Below are 18976 nucleotides of genomic sequence, written 5' to 3'. Positions count from 1 at the left end.
AAAGACTTGATTCGCTTTGGTGAGGAGTGGAAAAGCTACGGAGGTAAAGACGTTTCCCGAAACGTTTCTTTATCTAAGTTAAACAATGTTCATTAGACCTCTCGAACAAAGAATCTCAATTGGAGATGTCTATTTGGAACACAAATAAATCCAACCAAGTTACACCAGAGAAAAAGGCTATGCAAACTATCACTAAACTCTTTTCCCTTTTGGGAATCTCGGCTTTAATTGCAGGAACGCCTCTTGTTGCTAATGCACAGGTTGTCCCAACTTCCAGAATTATCATCGATCCCACTGTAGTACAGGATTTGGAAATTAACGAATTCAACTTTAACCAATTTAGTGAAATAGAGATTACTTATGGTCTTTATCAACCAGCTTATGGTGCTATTGCTTACAGAACTGAAACTTTGCCCATAGGTATTGGTGGCCCAGATTTAGCACAAACTTGGCCCGAATCTTATCTGGTTAAATTAGGCGAGGCGCAAGTAGTATCCCAACCAACTTACAAACAAGGCGATAATTTCCTGCAACTTCAGTTGTTAAGATTTTGATGAATAAAATCAGGTGGGAAACCCCTAATTTGATTTTTGGGGTTTCCTTCTAATTTGGGTTTCCTGTATGTTAGGGATTTCTGGAGCTTTTTTCGGTTTGGCTTTTCCGCGGCAGAGAATCATGTAAAATACGATCGCTGCGATCGCATAACTGACTAAAGTATAAACCGGATTTAAGTTATAACTAAAAACTGCATAAGCAGGTAAAGCTGAATTAGTTGGATTAACTAACAAAACTGTAAATAAGTTATTAGCGGCATGAACTCCTAAAGCTAGTTCTAAACTATTATCTTTCAAGGTAATGACTGCTAAGAATAAGGCTAAGACTAAGTAAAAAATGGCTAAAATCAAAAAATTTGCTCCGACTTCGGGATTTCCGAAATGGACAGCAGCAAATATTAATGATGAAAACAAAACTGGAATCGAAGCTATGCGAGTAATTAAGCCAAAGCTCTGCATTAAATAGCCTCGAAAAAAAAGCTCCTCAACGCTAGTTTGAATCGGAGTTAAAATTAAGGCAAAAGGGAGAAAGATTAAGAATTTCTGCGGGTTATAAGTAAGCTGGTAAGTCTGGGGAAATAGTGCATATTCGATCGCGCCAGCAATTCCTAACAAAATTGCCCAAAGCAAAAATCCCTGGATAATTCGAGAAATTCTCACTTCATTTCTGGGAGTAATTAAACTAATGAACGATCGCTGATGGATAAACCGAACAGCGATATATAAAGCCACTACGAAAGCAATAAAAGCAAAATGAATTACTAAGTAATTCCATAATAAATCTATTCCCTCAAACTGGTTAATTTGAGAGTTAAAATTTGTCTGTTCGTTACCATCATAAAATACTAAAAGAATTAAAGCTAAAGCAGGTATATTACCAATCACTAGCCAAGAAATTAAAATCAAAGTTATTGCTGATAGGTAACGCCACCATTGGTTTTTGCCTCTTCGAGCCAAAAATAAATATTTGTCTGCCATAATTTTTATAGTATGTATCACTCAAATAGGATAAATAATAGCATTTTTTCCTAAATTTACCACAGATTATTGGTAGGGACGGATTTAGTTACTCACTCCTCATATCGCACCGACAACCTCTTCATAAAATCCGCCCCTACTTAACTGATTCAAGTTAAATTATTTCCTGTTTTGTCGTTGACAAAGTATTAAACCGTACCATTGTTGTGGATCTGTCCAAACTTGCAGAGGTGCTAAACCTTTCGTAGATAGATATTGCTGCATTTCTGACAGATTAAATTTCCGAGAAATTTCGGTAAAAATTGTTTCACCTGCTGCTAATTTAATAGTCAGGTTCAAGCTGCGTAGTTGCACAACTTGATCTGTTAAACTCCGCAAGTGCATTTCAATTCGAGACTTTTCTGAATTGAAAAAAGACAGGTGTTCAAATTGAGTGAGGTCAAAATTGCCTTGGAAACGCCTGTTGAGATGGGCTAACATATTTAGGTTAAAAGCAGCAGTTACGCCTTGGCGATCGTTGTAAGCTGCTTCTAAAATTTCGGTTGGCTTTTGTAAGTCAATTCCTAACAGGAAATATTCGCCTATTTTCAGTGCATCGGTGATTTGGGCGAAAAAGCGATCGCACTCTTGCGGAGTCAAATTACCCAGCGTACTCCCAATAAAACAAATCATTCGACGCGGTAAAGGACTTGGTTTAAGATTTGCTAGCGCCTGTTCATAAGTACTAACTAAACCATGCACTACTAACGACGAATAATCAGCCAACAATTCCCGTGCGCTACTTTCTAAAATCCCTGCACTAACATCAATTGGTGAATAATGCAATGGGTAGCCCAATTGTTGATAAGCATCCAACAAAATCCGAGTTTTTGTCGAACTACCACTACCCAATTCCACAATTTCGCAAGCACCAGTTAACCGCGCAATTTCGCTAGCGTATTTTCGCAAAATTAGGGTTTCTGTTCTGGTTAAATAATACTCCGATAAATCGCAAATTTTCTCAAACAATTGAGAACCAAAATCATCATAAAAATAGCGTGGAGGAAGAGATTTCACTGTTTGAGTTAACCCCTCAACCACATCGCCACCATCAGTCAATTCTGTCGATAATTCACTAGGGGTAAGTAAATAATCAATCTGTAATCGTTTTTCTGTTGTTCCTACAGAAAGTGTCTTACCCGTTGTTAAGTTAGAAATCAACTTTCAACCTCCGTTTATTTGGATGCGAGTTACCAAAACAACACGCTAAAGCTGTTGACAAAAAAGTTTTTTACAAAACCTTTGCTAGTCAAACACAAAACTATCTAGAAAAAAATCCCGCTTGAGCAAGATCGATCGATCAATTGCGCGTTGTTTCTCTATTTTCTCACCAAATGAACAGATTTATCTAAAAATTTCCAGAACTTGCACAGCGAAATCCTGCAATGATCTGCCTCACACTTGGATAGTACCAGTTGCGAAAGCTACAGCGTAAACCCCAAGGACGAGTTGCCCAACTTCCACCTTTTAAAACTCGATGTTTTCCATCAAAATAAACTTGTGAGTAACCACGATAGGGGAAAAACTCGAAACCTGGATAACCATCAAACCAAGTGGAAGTCCATTCCCAAACATTGCCTAAAACATCTCTTAAACCGTAAGCACTTTGCCCATTTGGATAAGTGTTTATTGCTGTAGTTTGTTGGTGAATATTGTTGTGATTACATAGTTGTGAATTAGGTTCTATTTCACCCCAAGGATAGGTGCGGCGACACTCATTTTGGGCATCCCAACTAGCGGCTTTTTCCCATTCGGCTTCTGTGGGTAATCTTTTGCCCACAAATCTGGCGTAAGCGTCAGCTTCATACCAACTTACGCCGCAAACTGGATGATTTTCTTGGGTAGTTTCTTCGCGCCAATAAAGTGGTTGAGTAATCCCGTTTTCTTGTAACCATTGCCAACCTTCAGGCGACCAAAATTCAGAGTTTTTATAACCTCCGACATTGATAAATTGGCGATATTGTTTGATGGTTACGGGGTAGCGATCGATCCAATATTTATCCAAATAAACTCGGCGAACAGGTCTTTCATTATCTAACGCATCTAGGGAATCATTTCCCATTTCAAATTCCCCAGCCGGAATTTCAATCATCTCGGTTTTGTCATCAGTCATTTGTTCTTTGTCAGTGGCAAAATACTGATGACTAATTGGGTTTTTAAGACGTTGTAATTGTAAGACAAAACTAATAATTTCTGTGTGCTGACTTTCATGTTGGAGAATAAAGCGCCATAATCTTTCCTGTTCCTCTAAAGGCGCAATTTCTAAATAGGCAAAAACTTGATTTCTGATGGTTTCCAGATAGGAATAAATTTCTGCTATTGAAGGTAGAAAAACCCTTTCTTTTTTTGGTAAACCATCAGCAGTTAACAAGGGATGATACTGTTTAAATTGTGGAGGTTTGCCAGCACATTTTTCCAATAACCACAAAGCTTCAGTATAACCAATATGCCCTAAATGCCACCCGATCGGACTAAATTCTGGGTGCGCTTGGCAACAAAAAGTTTCTCGATCTACACTTGTAAAAAGTGCCAATGTTCCAGCACGACAATTTTCCATCCATTGTTTTAATTGTTGTCGTCTTTGATTTAAATCAAGAGGTTGATTTTTAGTTGTAGATGCGATCGATCTCGATTTCAAGGTTTTCTCCTACACTAATAATGCTATTTTCCGCAAAACTATTCCAGTCCCCAGCAAACAAAGGTTCAGAAGCAATAATTACTGCATTGGGAAAAGTGGGATCGTCCCTTAACCAATACAAAGAAGGCACAGGCGATCGAGTAGCACATCGACAAGCAACCAAACGTTTGCCATCACTTAATACTAAATTAGCCGCAAATTCTACTTGATATTCCTGCGCCAAATTCTTTAAATTAATCAAGGTTTTATGCAGCGCCTTTTCCAAGCTAATACCAGTATTTGCTTGTAATTCATTAATTATTAAAGCAAAAATATGTTCCGAATCAGTAGTACCGTTAATTCCTTGGTAAATTTCATCCTTTAACTGATTTCTAATCGGTCTATATAAACTTTCCCGAAACTTTTGGATAAAGCCATTATGAGAAAATAACAAACCTTGGTGATTAAAAGGTTGACAATTACTCAAATCCACTGGTTGTCCGAGAGTCGCACTCCGAACAGTAGCAACTATGCAATTTGACTCAATATAACGACTCAAATTTGGCAGATTGACATCATTCCAAATAGGTAAAATATTCCGATAAGTGAACGGTTCTATATCTTTTTGGGGATGATACCAACCAATGCCAAAACCATCAGCATTCAACAGTCCAGCAGTCATTTCCCTTGGTTGATAACTCTGTTCAATTAAGGAATTTTCAGGCTTGCACAGGAGATAATCTAATACTATTTCTTCGCCAAGATAGCCAAGTAATCTGCACATAAATTCAATGATATTCAATCTTAATTAATTAGCATTTTAAGTTAATTTAGCTTATTTGAGTAGTGATTACCAGATTATATTTTCCTATCTATAATAGGATTGACGGGAGTTTATTTGTGTGATAAAAAATGAAAACTAATCTCGATCGGAGAATTTACCGACTAGCTAAGGCGACATTAGGGGGAGTTTCACTGATTTTATTACTGAGTTCGCCTCTAAGCTGTTACGCATTTAAAAGTCATATTGTAGGGTGCGTCAGATTTAGATATTTTCCTTTCTACATAGGCTTTACCGTCTGACGCACCCTACTCGTTAATAAGTGATTTAAATGCGTAACAGCTTATTAGCAAATACTGTTCCTCAGAGGGTAATTAACGGTTTATATCGTTCCAGTTCGGAAGATTTCTTTCAACAGGGAAAGCGTCAATTTGAACAAGAAATCAAAATTTTAATGCAACAATTGCTAATCGAACCAGAGTCACTTTTAAATATTAGTGATGAAGTAGAAATCAAAGAAGAAGAAATTCTAGAAAAACCGAACTTTTCGCCTAATAATCTTGTTACTCACAAAAATCAGAGGTAATTATATGTCTAATGCAATGATGGTGATTTTCCCCTATAAATATGAAGATACATGGGTTTTTGATGACGAAAGAGTAGGTTTAGTAAAAGAACCTTTCGTTAGCGGTGTACCTCAAATGATTGATGTTTTAGTACAAGAGATTTCCCAGGCTGAAAGAGGGTTTCGCCTATTATTTTCTGCTAATCCTTTTCCGGGATATCAAGCAGAATTAAGTTGGTTAAAAGAGGAATATGGTGGTAATTGGTATGTTTGGGAAACCAAAAATATGGAGGGTTGGTTATGCCCAGCATTATTCAAATATTTTATAGAAACACCAGCAAAAATCTACTGCAAAGCAGAAAAGCTCTAAATCCCAATCCCCAATCCCCAATCCCCAATCCCTAGTCCCCAAAAAGCATGATTAATCTTTCTGTTCATCTACTTTAATTAAAGCTTCTAAGAGGCTTTTCTTTTCATCTGTTTCTACTAATGCTTCTAAAGTAGTTGGCATTCCTAAAGTGGTAATTACTCCCTGTGTACTAATGGTGAAGCTATTAATTAACCATTGATTTTCGCGGCGAATAATTTGGACTTTGATTGTGGCTGGTGCTTTTTCAAAATCGGCTTCGGCGACATAGTTGCCTAGCGTAATTTTGCCAAATTTGCGATCGCCCTTTGGATAGATTTCTTTGCTTCCTTCTGTGGAACTTTGCCATCCTCCCACCGCACCTTTATAAGCTTCTAATTTGCCCAGTTGACGGCAGAAATCAATGATTTTTTCTGATTCTTCGGAGTGGGATAATTCTAACAGCTGTGGGGTGGCTTTGTCGTAAAGCTTGTGAAAATTCCAATCGCTGACGGTTTCTAGAATTGCCGTATTCACATAATCTTGTGCTTCCTCGTTTATCTCCAATGTTTGAGGCAGGGATTTAAGATATCTGGGCAGGAAAATAAATACGGCGATGACTATAGCCAACACGGTTACTGCAATTAAAGCAATTAAAATTAAGAAAATCCCACCAGAGATCATTAAAAATTCTTTCATGACAGCCCCCTCGAATCCAACACGATCGGGGAAAATAATGATGTTAATGGCTGACTACTTCATCGCCCAAGCTGCGATCGCCAGACAACTCCATCCTACTATAAAAGCTGCACCTCCAAGGGGGGTAATTGCTCCCAGCCACTTGATCCCAGTTAAACTTAAAGCATACAAGCTACCAGAGAAAATAATTACGCCCAAAATAAATGCCCATCCAGATGTTACCAGAAATGGCATGGGTTTTTCAAATCGGGTTAGCAGCAACCCCACCAACAGCAAAGCCAAAGCATGATACATTTGGTATCGAGCACCTACTTCAAAAATTGCGATCGCTTTTTCTGTCAGTTTTTCCTTTAAAGCATGGGAAGCAAAAGCACCAGCACCTACAGATAAAGCCCCAAAAATTGCCCCAAACATGAAAAAAATTCGCACGATCGTTTCCCCTTATAAAGAAACGACTAAAGTCGTTACTACCAACTTTCACGACTGAAGTCGTTACTATGAACTTTTATGCTGATTTCCGAGTTGCTTCTAGGATGCGAGAATAGTAAAAACGAGTTTTAGTCATCGCTTTTCTTTCAATAGAAAATCCGCAGCTTTCTAAAATTTTCACAATGTCAGCTTCTCGGTGTAAATAAGCGCGAGTGGTTTTGCTAGGACCAGGGAAAAGGCTACCAATTTTCTTCAACAAACTCAAACAAGGAGTTTTTGGTGCAAAGCTAATTATTAATCGTGATTCTGATAAAGAACTGAGATGATTAATCATTTCAGCAGCTTTTTCTTGAGGATAATGAATTAATACATCTAGACAAATTACTGTGTGATATTTGCCGCTTAATGATTCCAAATCCTGAACAGCAAAGGTGAGATTATGATTATTTCCGAGAACTTCTTGGGCTTTATCTTTAGCTTCTCCTACCATTTTTTCAGAAATGTCGCTAGCATAAAGTTTAGCGCCAGCTTGTGCTAAAGGAATGCTGAGGCTACCTACACCACAACCAGCATCGCAGATAGACAATCCTGCTAAATTATCATCTGCTTTTAGCCAGCTAATTACCGTATCTACAGTTTGCTGGTGTCCGTTGCGAATGTCTAGTTGGACTTTGTTAACTTCACCGTCGCCGTAAATGCGTCGCCATCTGTCAAAGCCAGTAGAATTAAAGTAGTTCTGAACAATAGTTTTGTCGTCCGCTGCGTTCATGAATTTGGGGTTGCCTAACAAGTTGCCAGGAATTAATTTACCATAATTGTGGTAAGTAAAAACAGGTGAAATTATCGTGCAAAGTCTTTCTGTAAAAGATATCACGCTTTCCGACCTCCGCACAAAATTTGACCTCCATTTAGTTGAGGATGAGGAATTTTTTTCTGAATGGCGGGTTAATCTACCAGAACTTACTGATGGAGAAAGGCAAAGACTCGATCGCGTAAAAGCTGCGTACAATAATTTATTAGAATATCCACCAATACTAGAAAATACCGTCAAAATGGTCGTGCTGTCTCCCTTGCTGGATATGGCAGATTTTTATTTGCCTCCATTTCGGATTAAATCAGAAGATTCCGTAGAACTTTCTGCGGAAGATGAAGGAGTAATTTATCGAGGCAGAATAGATGTTTTGGTATTCAAGGAAAAACTTTGGTTAATGGTTATTGAATCCAAACAAGCAGCTTTTTCTTTAGAAGCAGGAGAAGCGCAATTACTTGCTTATATGTTAGCCAGCCCTAATCCAGAAAAGCCAACCTTTGGCATGATTAGTAATGGTGGTAGTTTTCGCTTCTTTAAATTAGTTAAAACTCAGATCAATCAATATGCTTTATCCAAGTTATTTAACACTCGTAACCCTGGTAATGAGTTGTATAATGTTTTGAGAATATTGAAAAATTTAGGACAACTGCTGAACCAATAACTATTTCACATATCACTTATGAACCACACTGCATTTAAAATTCGTCCGATGACTCTTGCTGATTTAGAATTATCTTTAGAATGGGCAGCAACAGAAGGTTGGAACCCAGGAATTTACGATGCAGAAGCATTTTATGCAGCCGATTCAGGTGGCTTTTTAATTGGTGAAATTAATGGCGAACTTATTAGCAGTATTTCTGCTGTTAGATATGATGACACTTTTGGTTTTATTGGTTTGTATATTGTTAAACCAAATTGGCGAGGTCAAGGTTTTGGGTTAAAAACTTGGAATGCTGGATTAAAATTATTAGGAGATAGAAATATTGCTCTTGATGGAGTTTTAGCCCAAGTAGATAACTATCGCAAATTTGGTTTTCAGCCAGCTTATCGTCATATCCGTTATGCTGGTTTGGGAATGGCTACAGATATTAATAAAAGTATTGTATTTTTATCCACTCTGCCCAGAGAAACTTTAGTTAATTACGATCGCCAATACTTCCCCACAACTCGCCCTCAATTTCTGCAAAAATGGATTAATCAACCAGAAAGTACCGCTTATGGATTTCTCAAAAATGGCAACATATCTGGTTACGGAGTCTTAAGAAAATGCCGCAATGGTTTTAAAATTGGCCCTTTATTTGCCGAAGATTCAGAAATAGCTGAATCCTTATTTCTGGCTTTAATCAACCATGCTCAAAATCAACCAATTTTTCTCGACACACCTGATGCTAATCCCGCAGCAATTGCCCTAGCCCAAAAGTATAATATGCAACCAGTATTTGAGTGTATGAGAATGTACACCCGTGGCATACCTGAATTGGATATTACACGGGTTTTTGGAGTCACAACTTTAGAATTAGGTTAAGAGTCTTTGCCAACTTAAGAGAGTTTCCTTCGTTATAGGTGATTGACTACTACTCCAGCGTAATAATTGAGAGCCAGATTCCCCAATTATACCTTTAATTCCCATTGCTTTTCGGGGAGAAATTGTGGCTAGTGCGATCGCCTTTTCCACTTCACAAATTCCCCACCTAACTAAATTTTGCACCCCAGACAATAACGGTAAAGTAGTGCCAGCTAGAGTTCCATCTGGTAACTTAGCAGTACCATTTATTACTTCAATTTCTCTAACATCCCAAGAATAAACACCATCAGGTAAACCTAAAGGCGAAAGTGCATCACTAACTAGAAAAGTTCCCTTATCATAATCACTAGCACGAAGTAATATTTGCATCATCGGTACAGAAACGTGCTTTCCATCAGCAATTAAACCACATTTTACCTGAGAATTGACAATTGCCGCCGCTAATAATCCAGGTTCCCGATGATGTAAACTGGGCATAGCATTAAAAGCATGAGTTACCATTGAAGCGCCCAAATTAAAAGCCTTTTCTCCTTGGTGAAACGTCGCTTGCGAATGTCCTAAACTGATGATAATTCCCAACTCTTTTAAATAAGAAATTGCTTCCTCAGTGGGATCTAATTCCGGTGCTAAAGTAATCACTTTCACAATATTCGCGTAGTCGCCCAAAACTCGCTGTACATTGTCGATCGTTAAAGGCAAAAGATACTCAGCAGGATGAGCCCCACGTTTTTCGGGATTTAAAAACGGCCCTTCTAAATGAACTCCGATAATTTTAGCTGTCGGTTTAGTTTGAGATTGGGAACTGATAAAATCAGCCAAAATTGCTAAACTGCGGTGAAAATTTTCCAGAGAAGTAGTTACCAAAGTTGGCAGGAAACTAGCAACTCCTTGCTGCCAAAGAAAGTCACAAATTGCCGAGAGTTTATCGCAATTTTCCTGATTTAATTCAGGAAACGCTAAACCTAGCGCCCCATTGATTTGTAAGTCAACTCCACCTAAAGAAACCCAATCACCAGAAACATCGATAATTTGTGGATTCGTGGCTGAATTTCGGGAATTAACAACACCCATTTGCTGAATTTTGGTAATTGTACCTTGGGAGTCAAGTAAGATTTTTTGTAAACCTTTGTACCCTGGAAATCTCACGTTAATAATCTGCACCTGGGAAATCATTTGTTCTTTTTGCTGCATCCTCTGTCAGAATAATTGATGTTGTTTTGACCTGTCGAACTTTTGTGCAATGACCAATAACCAACCGTTAGTTGGTATTATCATGGGCAGCGATTCCGATTTACCTACTATGCAGGGAGCGATCGCTATTTGTGAAGCATTTAGCATCAACTGTGAAATTGCGATCGTCTCCGCCCATCGCACCCCCGAACGCATGGTAAATTATGCCCAAACAGCCGCCCAGCGTGGCTTAAAAGTTATTATCGCTGGCGCTGGTGGTGCGGCTCACTTGCCCGGAATGGTAGCCTCCTTAACTCCTTTGCCAGTAATAGGCGTACCCGTCTCCAGTCGCCACCTCCAAGGCGTTGACTCCCTTTATTCCATTGTGCAAATGCCCTCTGGAATTCCTGTAGCAACTGTTGCTATTGGCAACGCCACCAATGCTGGACTTTTAGCCGTGCAAATTTTAGCGACTTATCAGCCAGAATTGCAAGAAAAAGTCGTAGAATACCGTCAAAATCTCTCAGAATCTGTACTTAATAAGCAAACCAAGCTAGATACCGTTGGTTACAAGCAATACCTGCAAGAAAATTAAGCAAGGGACCAGGGTGGCAGGGGGCAGGGGAGAAAGAGAGCAGGCAAGATAGATTTTTCCAATCTGAGTCTGACCTTGCTAGATGTCCTGCCTGGTGAAAAAATTTTATCTTTCTACAACGAATGAACCCTGTCCCTGTCCCCTTGTTTAGAAAAAAGTATAATCTGTTACAGAATTAATGAACAAAAAGTTTGACTATAGTCAGATTTGAAACCTAAACCGCATAGTTGGCCTAAGTAAAAATGGGGAAAAATATCTCTAAAACTACTCCCCTTCAAGTTACCTAAAATGTCGGATGAATGCCCCCATTACAAGGTAAGTTATAGCCCTATTGGGCATAGCTAAGCTAGAGCGGGGGATGAAATCCGAGCAACAAATTAGGGAGTGGGGAGTGGGGGTAGAGAATAGGACAAGAATTTCCTCCTACTGCATCCTGAAAAGGATTTAATTCTAACTTTCGTAGGTAAGCTATGTTAAAGTAAAACCAAACCCAGGTCGAGGGAAACTTATGTTAGTTGTAGAAGCCAAGCTAAAAAACGGTACTTCCGAACAATATCAAAGGCTAAATGAAGCCATCAAAACAGCGCAATTTGTGAGAAACAAATGCGTTAGATATTGGATGGATAACAAAGGAACTACAAGGAATGACTTGCAAAAACTTTGTGCTGTTTTAGCAAAAGATTCTACAACACCTTGGGTAAACAAATTAAATTCCCAAGCCCGACAATCAAGTGCCGATCGAGCTTGGGCTGCGATCGCTCGGTTTTATCTTAACTGCCACGATTCATCAATTAAAAAGAAGGGATTTCCTAAATTCAAAAAGTACAGTCGGTCAGTGGAATACAAAATCACTGGCTATAAACTTTCTGACGATCGGAAACAAATCACTTTTACCGATGGATTCAAGGCAGGTACTTTTGACCTGTGGTGTAGTCAGAAAACCTTGGTCTACTACTCTTCTCAACAAATGAGGCGATTAAGAGTAGTTAGACGTGCTGACGGTTATTACTGTCAATTTTTAATTGACTACGAACGGCAAGAAAAACATGAATTTACTGGATCTGTAGTTGGAATTGACTTGGGATTAAATGTTTTCTACACTGATTCCAAGGGAAACACAGTAGAAAATCCCCGCTTCCTCAAGAAAACCGTAAGGCGTTTAAGAAAAGCTCAAAGAAAGCTATCTAAACGCTTTAAGAAAGCTCAAAAGCAGTCAAATAACTATCATAAACAACGGCAAAAAGTAGCTAAATTACACCTAAAAGTATCTCGACAACGTAAAGACAGAGCAATTAAGGATGCTTTGGCGTTAGTCCAATCTCACGATTTGGTAGTCTACGAAGCTTTAAAGGTGTCAAATTTAGTGAAAAATCACAAGTTAGCCAAAAGTATTAGCGATGCTTCTTGGTATCAATTCACGCAATGGCTGAATTATTTCGCCAAGATACATAAGATAACTTGTATTGCCGTACCACCGCAATTCACGACGATTGATTGTTCGGTTTGTGGGGCAAAAGTTTATAAAACGTTAAGTACAAGAACTCACCTTTGTCCTCACTGTAAAACAGTTTTAGCTCGTGACTTTAACGCGGCAATTAATATTTTGAAAAAAGGGTTGAAATATTTGGGAGAATATCTCAACGGTACTGTAGGGCATACAGGAACCGACCCGAACGACTGGGGAGAGTCCGGCCTCTGGATTTTTAACAGAGATGTTGAAGATTTAAGTCGTCTCGTTGAACCAGTAATCCCAAGAAGTGATTCTGGGAAAATCCCCCGTCACAGCAACGCTTGACGGGGTAGTATGTCAAAATCACCAAACGATTAGTCAAAAAAAACCTGAGACGTTTTACACATCGGAAAATAGTGCTGTAATCATGCCTAAATTAGCCCTCAGAAAGAAGAGGTCGAGAACAAAAGCTAGAAGACCATTTGCAAATAGATTGCTCGGCCAAGTATTAAGCGTAAAGTTTTTCCAGAAATTGCCAGCGAGAGTGAAGAGATTATCTCCAAGTTGGCAAGCTTGTATTCCTTTGGCTCTAATGATTGTGTTGTCGTGGGGTTACATGGCGATCGCGCAAGATGCCACCCCCACGCCCACACCTTTACAAGAGGGCATTGTCCAAGAAGCAACACCAACTCCATCCCCCTTAGAAGGCACAACTACACCAGATGGCACAGCCATTCCCTCGCCTGTACTAACTCCGGTTCCAGTACCAGTTACACCTACTGACCCAGCAGTAGTGAGCCCAGCAGCAGCGGCAGGGCCGACAACTGCTGAGTTAAAAGTAGCATTAGATACCTTATGGGTAGTAATTGCCGCCTTTTTAGTGTTCTTCATGAACGCTGGTTTCGGGATGTTAGAAACTGGCTTCTGTCGCGAGAAAAACGCCGTTAACGTTTTAGCGAAAAACCTGATTGTCTTTGGTCTTTCCACCATTGCATTCTGGGCAATTGGTTTTAGCATCATGTTTAGCGACGGCAACGAGTTCATGGGATCGCTAGGAGGATTGTTCCTCACAGGAGCAGATAACAGTCCAGCTACAGGAGACGCTTACAAAGGCATTTTTAGTTCCCTGAACTGGACAGGTGTACCCCTAGAAGCTAAGTTTTTGTTCCAATTAGTATTCGCCGGAACCGCAGCTACGATCGTTTCTGGGGCTGTGGCAGAAAGAATTAAATTCGTTGACTTCTTAATCTTTAGCGTTTTACTCGTTGGAATTGCTTACCCGATTACCGGACACTGGATTTGGGGTGGCGGTTGGCTAGCAGACTTCGGTTTCTGGGATTTTGCTGGTTCAACAGTAGTTCACTCAGTTGGTGGTTGGGCAGCACTGATGGGTGCGGCATTTTTAGGGCCAAGGATCGGTAAATATCAAGATGGTCAAAGCGTGGCTTTACCCGGTCACAACATGAGTATTGCTACTTTGGGCTGTTTGATTTTGTGGTTGGGTTGGTTTGGATTTAACCCAGGTTCGACAATGGCAGCTGATGGATCGGCGATCGCCCACATCGCCCTAACTACTAACATGGCAGCTGCGATCGGGGGAGTCGCCGCCACAGTTACCGCTTGGCTTTACCTTGGTAAACCCGACCTCTCCATGATCATCAACGGCATCTTGGCTGGCTTAGTCGCCATCACTGCCTCTTGTGCTTGGGTAAACATGGGTAGTGCCTTCATTATTGGCTTAATTGCTGGCATCATCGTAGTTTTCTCTGTCACCTTCTTCGACAGACTGGGAATTGATGACCCAGTAGGTGCAACTTCCGTTCACTTAGTTTGCGGGATTTGGGGAACTCTTTGTGTCGGTCTGTTTTCTGTTGGCCCCGGCATTTACTCCTGGTACAGCGCCGGCCCAGCTAAAGGCTTACTACTCGGTGGTGGCTTCACACAAGTTATCCCCCAAGTAGTCGGAATTCTCTCCGTAGGAGGCTTTACAGTCTTAATCAGTACCATTTTCTGGTTAGCACTGAAAGCAACTTTGGGCATTCGTGTTACTCCCGAAGAAGAAATCGTCGGTTTGGATATTGGCGAACATGGCATGGAAGCCTACAGCGGATTCCTCAAAGAAGCTGGCCCTGGTGGTGTAGCAAAAAGCGGAGGAATTTCGGGAAATCCCGGTGGAATTACCAGCGGATTGTAGATAAAAATCCATTTCTCCAAAATCTTCCCGTCAAAGGCTCAGAAGCTTTCTCTGAGAGAATAGGCGGGAAATTTTTTTATTTATGGCGAATGGGGGATTGGGGATTGGGGATTGGGGAAGTTAATTTCTCGTTTTTGAAATTGCGAAGCTTGTATTAAAATTCCCTCATTAAACTCATTCTGTTAATAGTTGGTGATTTTAGGGAAAAAGCAATTGTTAAAGAAATTTTTGATTACTTGGATAATGACGATTTTTGTGTTATTGGGGCCAATGGTAATTCAATCCTTTGCCCAAGACACTTCCCCTTCTCCCTCGCCTTCTCCAATTCCTAGTCCGACACTAACGCCGGAAACTTCTCCAACACCTTTAGTTTCTCCCAGTCCCATTAGTCCTGTATTCACTCCACCAGAGTCAACAATACTCAATCCCACCCCTCAAGAAGTGGGCGGACAGGGAACAGCGGAAGTGCCGAGAATTGACTCTGGAAATGCAGCTTGGATGTTGATTTGCTCAGCATTAGTGTTGTTGATGACACCGGGATTGGCGTTTTTTTATGGGGGATTGGTCCGATCGCGCAACGTCCTCAACACCATGATGATGAGTTTCATGACAATGGCGATCGTCGGTGTTATCTGGATTTTATGGGGTTACAGTCTCGCCTTTGCCCCCAACTCGATCGCACCAGGAGCCATACCCCCTTATGAAACTAGCCCGATCTTGGGTAGCTTAAATTGGGCATTTTTGCGGGATGTTGCCTTCAATCAACCAGATCCGATCGGCTACGCACCCACCATTCCCCATCAACTTTTCATGATTTACCAAATGATGTTCGCTATCATCGCCCCAGCAATAATTTCTGGCGCAATAGTCGAACGAGTTAGCTTTAAAGCTTACTTTTGGTTTATCATTCTTTGGTCTACCTTCATTTACTCACCTTTAGTTCACTGGGTTTGGGGCAAAGGTTGGTTAGAAACAATGGGAGTACTAGACTTCGCTGGCGGAACAGTTATTCATATTAGTTCCGGTGTTTCCGCCCTAGTCGCCGCTTGGGTTTTGGGCGCAAGAAAAACTTACCCCCATCAAACTAACGCCCCACATAATATTCCCTACGCTTTACTAGGAATTGCTTTACTTTGGTTCGGTTGGCTCGGTTTAAATGGCGGTAGAGCATTAGCCTCTGGAGAATTAGCCACTGTCGCTATTGTCGCCACCACCGCAGCCGCAGCAGCGGGAGGTTTAACTTGGAGCATTATGGAATGGGTACTCAAAGGTAAACCCTCTACCATTGGCATTGCTAGCGGTTTCTTGGCAGGATTGGTAAGTATTACTCCCGCCGCAGGTTATGTTACGCCAATGGGGGCGCTGTTGATTGGTTCGATCGCCTGTTTCGGTTGTTTCTGGGCGGTAAACTGGCGAGTGAAGTGGAAATTTGATGATTCTTTGGATACTTTCTCGATTTTCGGCGTAGGCGGTACCATAGGCACCATTCTTACGGGTTTCTTTGCCACTAAGGAAGTTAACAGTGCTGGAAGTGATGGGTTACTATATGGCAATCCTGGATTAATCATTAGCCAATTTGGGGGAGTAATAGCTACAGTTATCTTTGCTGCTGTTGGTACACTAATTATCTGGAAACTTCTGGGATTGGTGATGCCTTTACGGGTGAAACCTGTGGCGGAAGATGAAGGTTTAGATATCAACGAACATGGCGAAGAAGGTTACGGAGAAGAGTTTATTTCACAGTTGACTCTTGGCAATGACTAAAGTAATACCGTTTTGGATCTTAGATTGGTGCTTTTGATAACAAAACGGCTCAATCTAAAATCTAAAATCTAAAATCTAAAATCAGATGACCGATCGCACTTTCAAATCAGTACCAAACAGATTGAAATCCAGCCGAGTATTAACTTCGGTGCGGAATTATCCCACTTGGGCTTTGCTATCTCTGGCTGTTAATGGTTTACTTATACTGGTGGTTGGCTGGCTACTGCGGGATGGTTGGTGGCCTGTTGATTATCAGATTAGTGCTGCTGCGGTGAGAGAAAGTATGTCATCAGAAGTTCCTACTTCCACTCCGGGATTAGGAAAAAGACATCAATTGTCTTATCAAAAGTGGATCGATATTTTACAGCAAGAAGCAGAAGCCGCAGCCAGAAAACAGCCAACTCATTTAAATGTTTTGTTGGGTGATTCCTTAAGTTTGTGGTTTCCCCCAGATTTGTTACCCACAGACAAAAGTTGGTTGAATCAAGGAATTTCTGGGGAAGTTTCCCTTGGTTTGTGGCGCAGATTGCGCCTGTTCGATCGCACTCAACCGGAAAGAATCTACGTGATGATTGGGATTAACGATCTGATTCGGGGAGTTGACGATCGAACTTTGTTAAAAAATTATCGCAAGATTCTGCGAAGATTGCGCCGAGTTCATCCTCAATCTCAAGTTGTCGTTCAGTCGATTTTACCTCATGGTGGCGAACAGGCAACTTGGGAAGGGCGCGATCGTTTAATCACTATTCCCATCACTCGCATTCAACAGCTTAACCAAGAACTAGCGACGATCGCTCAAGAAGAAGAAGTCAAATTTTTAAATTTATATCCTTTATTTACCAATGCTCAAGGTTATCTTCGCGCCGATTTAAGCACTGATGGATTACATCTTAACCGTCAGGGTTATCTTGTTTGGCGATCGGGAATGCAAATGTATACTCAGTTAGTCATGGGAGAGCAGGGGCGCAGAGGGGCACAGGGGCAGGGGCGCAGGGGAGAAAATTATTGAAAACTTTTATCCTGTTCCCTATTACCTGAAAATTGCTGACAATTGTGCCAATTTCCCGGTAGTCTGAAAACATCTGCACTTGGACTTTTCAGACAAGGGACAAAAATGGATACAAAAACTTTTAAACGCTCACTGCAACAATCAGAAAACTACCATCGTAAAGGATTCGGTCATCAAGAGGAAGTCGCTGGAGTTCTGAAATCCGAGTATCAAAGCAGTCTGATTCAGCAAATCCGCGAAAATAACTATACCCTGGAACGGGGAGATGTTACCATTCGGCTAGCTGAGGCTTTTGGCTTTTGCTGGGGTGTGGAACGTGCGGTAGCAATGGCTTATGAAACTCGTCAGCATTTCCCTACTGAACGCATTTGGATTACTAATGAAATTATCCACAATCCTTCGGTGAATCAAAGATTGCGGGAAATGCAGGTAGAATTTATTGCTGTAGAACAGGGTCAAAAAGATTTTTCTGGCGTTGGAATGGGTGATGTGGTAATTCTACCTGCCTTCGGCGCTAGCGTCCAAGAAATGCAATTGCTTTCCGAGAAAAAATGCACAATTGTTGATACTACTTGTCCTTGGGTATCGAAAGTTTGGAACACTGTCGAAAAGCATAAGAAAAAGAGTTACACCTCAATTATTCATGGCAAATATAATCATGAAGAGACGATCGCAACGAGTTCTTTTGCTGATAAATATTTGATTGTGTTGAACATGGCACAAGCCGAATATGTAGCGAATTATATCTTGAATGGTGGCGATCGCGAAGAATTTTTAGCTAAATTCAACCGTGCTTATTCTGAGGGTTTCGATCCCGATGTAGATTTAGAATGTATCGGTATTGCTAACCAAACTACCATGCTCAAAAGTGAAACCGAGCAAATTGGGAAATTGTTTGAACATACGATGATGAAAAAGTATGGCCCTGCTCAGTTAAACGAGCATTTCCAAAGCTTTAATACGATCTGCGATGCCACACAAGAACGGCAAGATGCCATGTTCCAATTAGTAGATGAACAATTGGATTTAATGGTAGTAATTGGCGGGTATAATTCTTCCAACACTACACACTTACAAGAAATAGCGATTGATAGAAAGATTCCCTCTTATCATATCGATTGTGCCGAGAGAATTGGCCCCGGAAATCGCATCGAACATAAGATTTTACATGGCGATTTAGAAGTAGTAGAAAATTGGCTGCCTGCTGGCAAAATTGTGGTAGGAATTACCTCTGGTGCTTCAACACCGGATAAAGTTGTGGAAGACGCGATCGAAAAAATCTTCCAATTAAAAGCTGCCGTAGCCGTTTAAAAGTGCATAATTTAAACCACAGATGAACACAGATAAACACAGATGAATATTTGATTTTATCTGCGTTCATCTAACAAAAACCCCCTCTCCTTCTTTCCTCTGCGTCCTCTGCGTCTCTGCGGTTTAATAAAATTTATAA

At 40.6% G+C, this 18976-nt stretch carries 19 protein-coding genes; 11 read left to right on the top strand and 8 right to left on the bottom strand.

Going from position 1 to position 18976, the window contains the following annotated elements:
* Positions 1 to 125 precede the first annotated feature (125 nt).
* Positions 126 to 554, top strand: coding sequence for a hypothetical protein (locus tag ACE1B6_RS26665; RefSeq protein ID WP_413260319.1), 429 nt, complete (start codon positions 126 to 128; stop codon positions 552 to 554).
* Between the two features lie 24 nt (positions 555 to 578).
* On the opposite strand, the gene ACE1B6_RS26660 is transcribed toward ACE1B6_RS26665, so the two are convergent.
* From ACE1B6_RS26660 to egtC, 4 genes are all read right to left on the bottom strand, one after another.
* Positions 579 to 1532 carry a CPBP family intramembrane glutamic endopeptidase gene (locus ACE1B6_RS26660; protein WP_413260318.1) on the bottom strand — a complete coding sequence of 318 codons (954 nt, stop codon included), beginning with the start codon at positions 1530 to 1532 and terminating at the stop codon, positions 579 to 581.
* 159 nt (positions 1533 to 1691) lie between these two features.
* Positions 1692 to 2732, bottom strand: coding sequence for an L-histidine N(alpha)-methyltransferase (gene egtD / locus ACE1B6_RS26655; protein WP_413260317.1), 1041 nt, complete (start codon positions 2730 to 2732; stop codon positions 1692 to 1694).
* 187 nt (positions 2733 to 2919) lie between these two features.
* Positions 2920 to 4209, bottom strand: a complete 1290-nt coding sequence (egtB, locus tag ACE1B6_RS26650; RefSeq protein ID WP_459563103.1) for an ergothioneine biosynthesis protein EgtB — start codon at positions 4207 to 4209, stop codon at positions 2920 to 2922.
* Positions 4178 to 4972 carry an ergothioneine biosynthesis protein EgtC gene (gene egtC, locus ACE1B6_RS26645; RefSeq protein ID WP_413260316.1) on the bottom strand — a complete coding sequence of 265 codons (795 nt, stop codon included), beginning with the start codon at positions 4970 to 4972 and terminating at the stop codon, positions 4178 to 4180. The genes egtB and egtC overlap by 32 nt, the downstream gene beginning before the upstream one ends.
* 328 nt (positions 4973 to 5300) lie before the next feature.
* Between egtC and ACE1B6_RS26640 the strand changes: the two genes are divergently transcribed.
* Both ACE1B6_RS26640 and ACE1B6_RS26635 read left to right on the top strand, forming a co-directional pair.
* Positions 5301 to 5555, top strand: coding sequence for a hypothetical protein (locus ACE1B6_RS26640; protein WP_413260315.1), 255 nt, complete (start codon positions 5301 to 5303; stop codon positions 5553 to 5555).
* 4 nt (positions 5556 to 5559) lie between these two features.
* Positions 5560 to 5904 (top strand): DUF6717 family protein, encoded by a 345-nt coding sequence (locus tag ACE1B6_RS26635; RefSeq protein ID WP_413260314.1) that lies wholly within the window; start codon positions 5560 to 5562, stop codon positions 5902 to 5904.
* Between the two features lie 51 nt (positions 5905 to 5955).
* Here the strand turns inward: ACE1B6_RS26635 and ACE1B6_RS26630 are convergent, their stop codons facing one another.
* From ACE1B6_RS26630 to bchM, 3 genes are all read right to left on the bottom strand, one after another.
* Positions 5956 to 6579, bottom strand: a complete 624-nt coding sequence (locus ACE1B6_RS26630) for a hypothetical protein (RefSeq protein WP_413260313.1) — start codon at positions 6577 to 6579, stop codon at positions 5956 to 5958.
* A gap of 54 nt (positions 6580 to 6633) precedes the next feature.
* Entirely contained in the window at positions 6634 to 7011 is a 378-nt protein-coding gene (locus ACE1B6_RS26625) for a DUF423 domain-containing protein (RefSeq protein WP_413260383.1), read from the bottom strand.
* Positions 7012 to 7084: 73 nt separating this feature from the next.
* Positions 7085 to 7777: a magnesium protoporphyrin IX methyltransferase gene (gene bchM / locus ACE1B6_RS26620; protein WP_413260312.1), complete on the bottom strand. Its 693-nt coding sequence runs from the start codon at positions 7775 to 7777 to the stop codon at positions 7085 to 7087.
* A 73-nt stretch (positions 7778 to 7850) separates the two neighbouring features.
* Here bchM and ACE1B6_RS26615 point away from each other — a divergent pair, with 73 nt between their 5' ends.
* Complete coding sequence (locus ACE1B6_RS26615; protein WP_413260382.1) at positions 7851 to 8480, top strand: type I restriction endonuclease; 630 nt, start codon at positions 7851 to 7853, stop codon at positions 8478 to 8480.
* Positions 8481 to 8498: 18 nt separating this feature from the next.
* Positions 8499 to 9344: a GNAT family N-acetyltransferase gene (locus ACE1B6_RS26610; protein ID WP_413260311.1), complete on the top strand. Its 846-nt coding sequence runs from the start codon at positions 8499 to 8501 to the stop codon at positions 9342 to 9344.
* On the opposite strand, the gene nagA is transcribed toward ACE1B6_RS26610, so the two are convergent.
* Positions 9336 to 10535, bottom strand: a complete 1200-nt coding sequence (gene nagA, locus ACE1B6_RS26605; RefSeq protein ID WP_413260310.1) for an N-acetylglucosamine-6-phosphate deacetylase — start codon at positions 10533 to 10535, stop codon at positions 9336 to 9338. The two genes, ACE1B6_RS26610 and nagA, sit on opposite strands and share 9 nt — an antisense overlap.
* Positions 10536 to 10584: 49 nt before the next feature.
* Here nagA and purE point away from each other — a divergent pair, with 49 nt between their 5' ends.
* The 6 genes from purE (at position 10585) to ACE1B6_RS26575 (ending at position 18837) form a co-directional block, all read left to right on the top strand.
* Complete coding sequence (gene purE, locus ACE1B6_RS26600; protein WP_413260309.1) at positions 10585 to 11109, top strand: 5-(carboxyamino)imidazole ribonucleotide mutase; 525 nt, start codon at positions 10585 to 10587, stop codon at positions 11107 to 11109.
* A 508-nt stretch (positions 11110 to 11617) separates the two neighbouring features.
* Positions 11618 to 12904 carry an RNA-guided endonuclease InsQ/TnpB family protein gene (locus ACE1B6_RS26595; protein WP_413260308.1) on the top strand — a complete coding sequence of 429 codons (1287 nt, stop codon included), beginning with the start codon at positions 11618 to 11620 and terminating at the stop codon, positions 12902 to 12904.
* Positions 12905 to 13151: 247 nt separating this feature from the next.
* Positions 13152 to 14753, top strand: a complete 1602-nt coding sequence (locus ACE1B6_RS26590; protein ID WP_459563109.1) for an ammonium transporter — start codon at positions 13152 to 13154, stop codon at positions 14751 to 14753.
* 243 nt (positions 14754 to 14996) lie between these two features.
* Positions 14997 to 16517, top strand: coding sequence for an ammonium transporter (locus ACE1B6_RS26585; protein WP_413260306.1), 1521 nt, complete (start codon positions 14997 to 14999; stop codon positions 16515 to 16517).
* 85 nt (positions 16518 to 16602) lie between these two features.
* Entirely contained in the window at positions 16603 to 17526 is a 924-nt protein-coding gene (locus tag ACE1B6_RS26580; protein ID WP_413260305.1) for a GDSL-type esterase/lipase family protein, read from the top strand.
* Between the two features lie 105 nt (positions 17527 to 17631).
* The gene (locus ACE1B6_RS26575; RefSeq protein ID WP_413260304.1) at positions 17632 to 18837 is read left to right on the top strand and encodes a 4-hydroxy-3-methylbut-2-enyl diphosphate reductase; all 1206 of its coding nucleotides are present in this window, start codon (positions 17632 to 17634) and stop codon (positions 18835 to 18837) included.
* Positions 18838 to 18976 lie beyond the last annotated feature (139 nt).

It is taken from the genome of Floridaenema fluviatile BLCC-F154, assembly GCF_041929135.1.
In the GTDB taxonomy this organism is placed as follows: domain Bacteria; phylum Cyanobacteriota; class Cyanobacteriia; order Cyanobacteriales; family Aerosakkonemataceae; genus Floridanema; species Floridanema fluviatile.
The sequence above is the reverse complement of the archived record's forward strand: the minus strand, read 5'-3'. Positions and strand labels throughout refer to the sequence as shown.

What these genes read in the sequence shown, in the direction of transcription:
- ACE1B6_RS26610 (WP_413260311.1), top strand. Translation starts at nt 8,499, where the DNA reads ATGAACCACACTGCATTTAAAATTCGTCCGATGACTCTTGCTGATTTA.
- ACE1B6_RS26660 (WP_413260318.1), bottom strand. Translation starts at nt 1,532, where the DNA reads ATGGCAGACAAATATTTATTTTTGGCTCGAAGAGGCAAAAACCAATGG.
- ACE1B6_RS26575 (WP_413260304.1), top strand. Translation starts at nt 17,632, where the DNA reads ATGGATACAAAAACTTTTAAACGCTCACTGCAACAATCAGAAAACTAC.
- ACE1B6_RS26635 (WP_413260314.1), top strand. Translation starts at nt 5,560, where the DNA reads ATGTCTAATGCAATGATGGTGATTTTCCCCTATAAATATGAAGATACA.
- ACE1B6_RS26665 (WP_413260319.1), top strand. Translation starts at nt 126, where the DNA reads ATGTCTATTTGGAACACAAATAAATCCAACCAAGTTACACCAGAGAAA.
- ACE1B6_RS26630 (WP_413260313.1), bottom strand. Translation starts at nt 6,579, where the DNA reads ATGAAAGAATTTTTAATGATCTCTGGTGGGATTTTCTTAATTTTAATT.
- nagA (WP_413260310.1), bottom strand. Translation starts at nt 10,535, where the DNA reads ATGCAGCAAAAAGAACAAATGATTTCCCAGGTGCAGATTATTAACGTG.
- purE (WP_413260309.1), top strand. Translation starts at nt 10,585, where the DNA reads ATGACCAATAACCAACCGTTAGTTGGTATTATCATGGGCAGCGATTCC.
- ACE1B6_RS26595 (WP_413260308.1), top strand. Translation starts at nt 11,618, where the DNA reads ATGTTAGTTGTAGAAGCCAAGCTAAAAAACGGTACTTCCGAACAATAT.
- ACE1B6_RS26640 (WP_413260315.1), top strand. Translation starts at nt 5,301, where the DNA reads ATGCGTAACAGCTTATTAGCAAATACTGTTCCTCAGAGGGTAATTAAC.
- ACE1B6_RS26590 (WP_459563109.1), top strand. Translation starts at nt 13,152, where the DNA reads ATGATTGTGTTGTCGTGGGGTTACATGGCGATCGCGCAAGATGCCACC.
- bchM (WP_413260312.1), bottom strand. Translation starts at nt 7,777, where the DNA reads ATGAACGCAGCGGACGACAAAACTATTGTTCAGAACTACTTTAATTCT.
- ACE1B6_RS26580 (WP_413260305.1), top strand. Translation starts at nt 16,603, where the DNA reads ATGACCGATCGCACTTTCAAATCAGTACCAAACAGATTGAAATCCAGC.
- egtC (WP_413260316.1), bottom strand. Translation starts at nt 4,972, where the DNA reads ATGTGCAGATTACTTGGCTATCTTGGCGAAGAAATAGTATTAGATTAT.
- ACE1B6_RS26585 (WP_413260306.1), top strand. Translation starts at nt 14,997, where the DNA reads ATGACGATTTTTGTGTTATTGGGGCCAATGGTAATTCAATCCTTTGCC.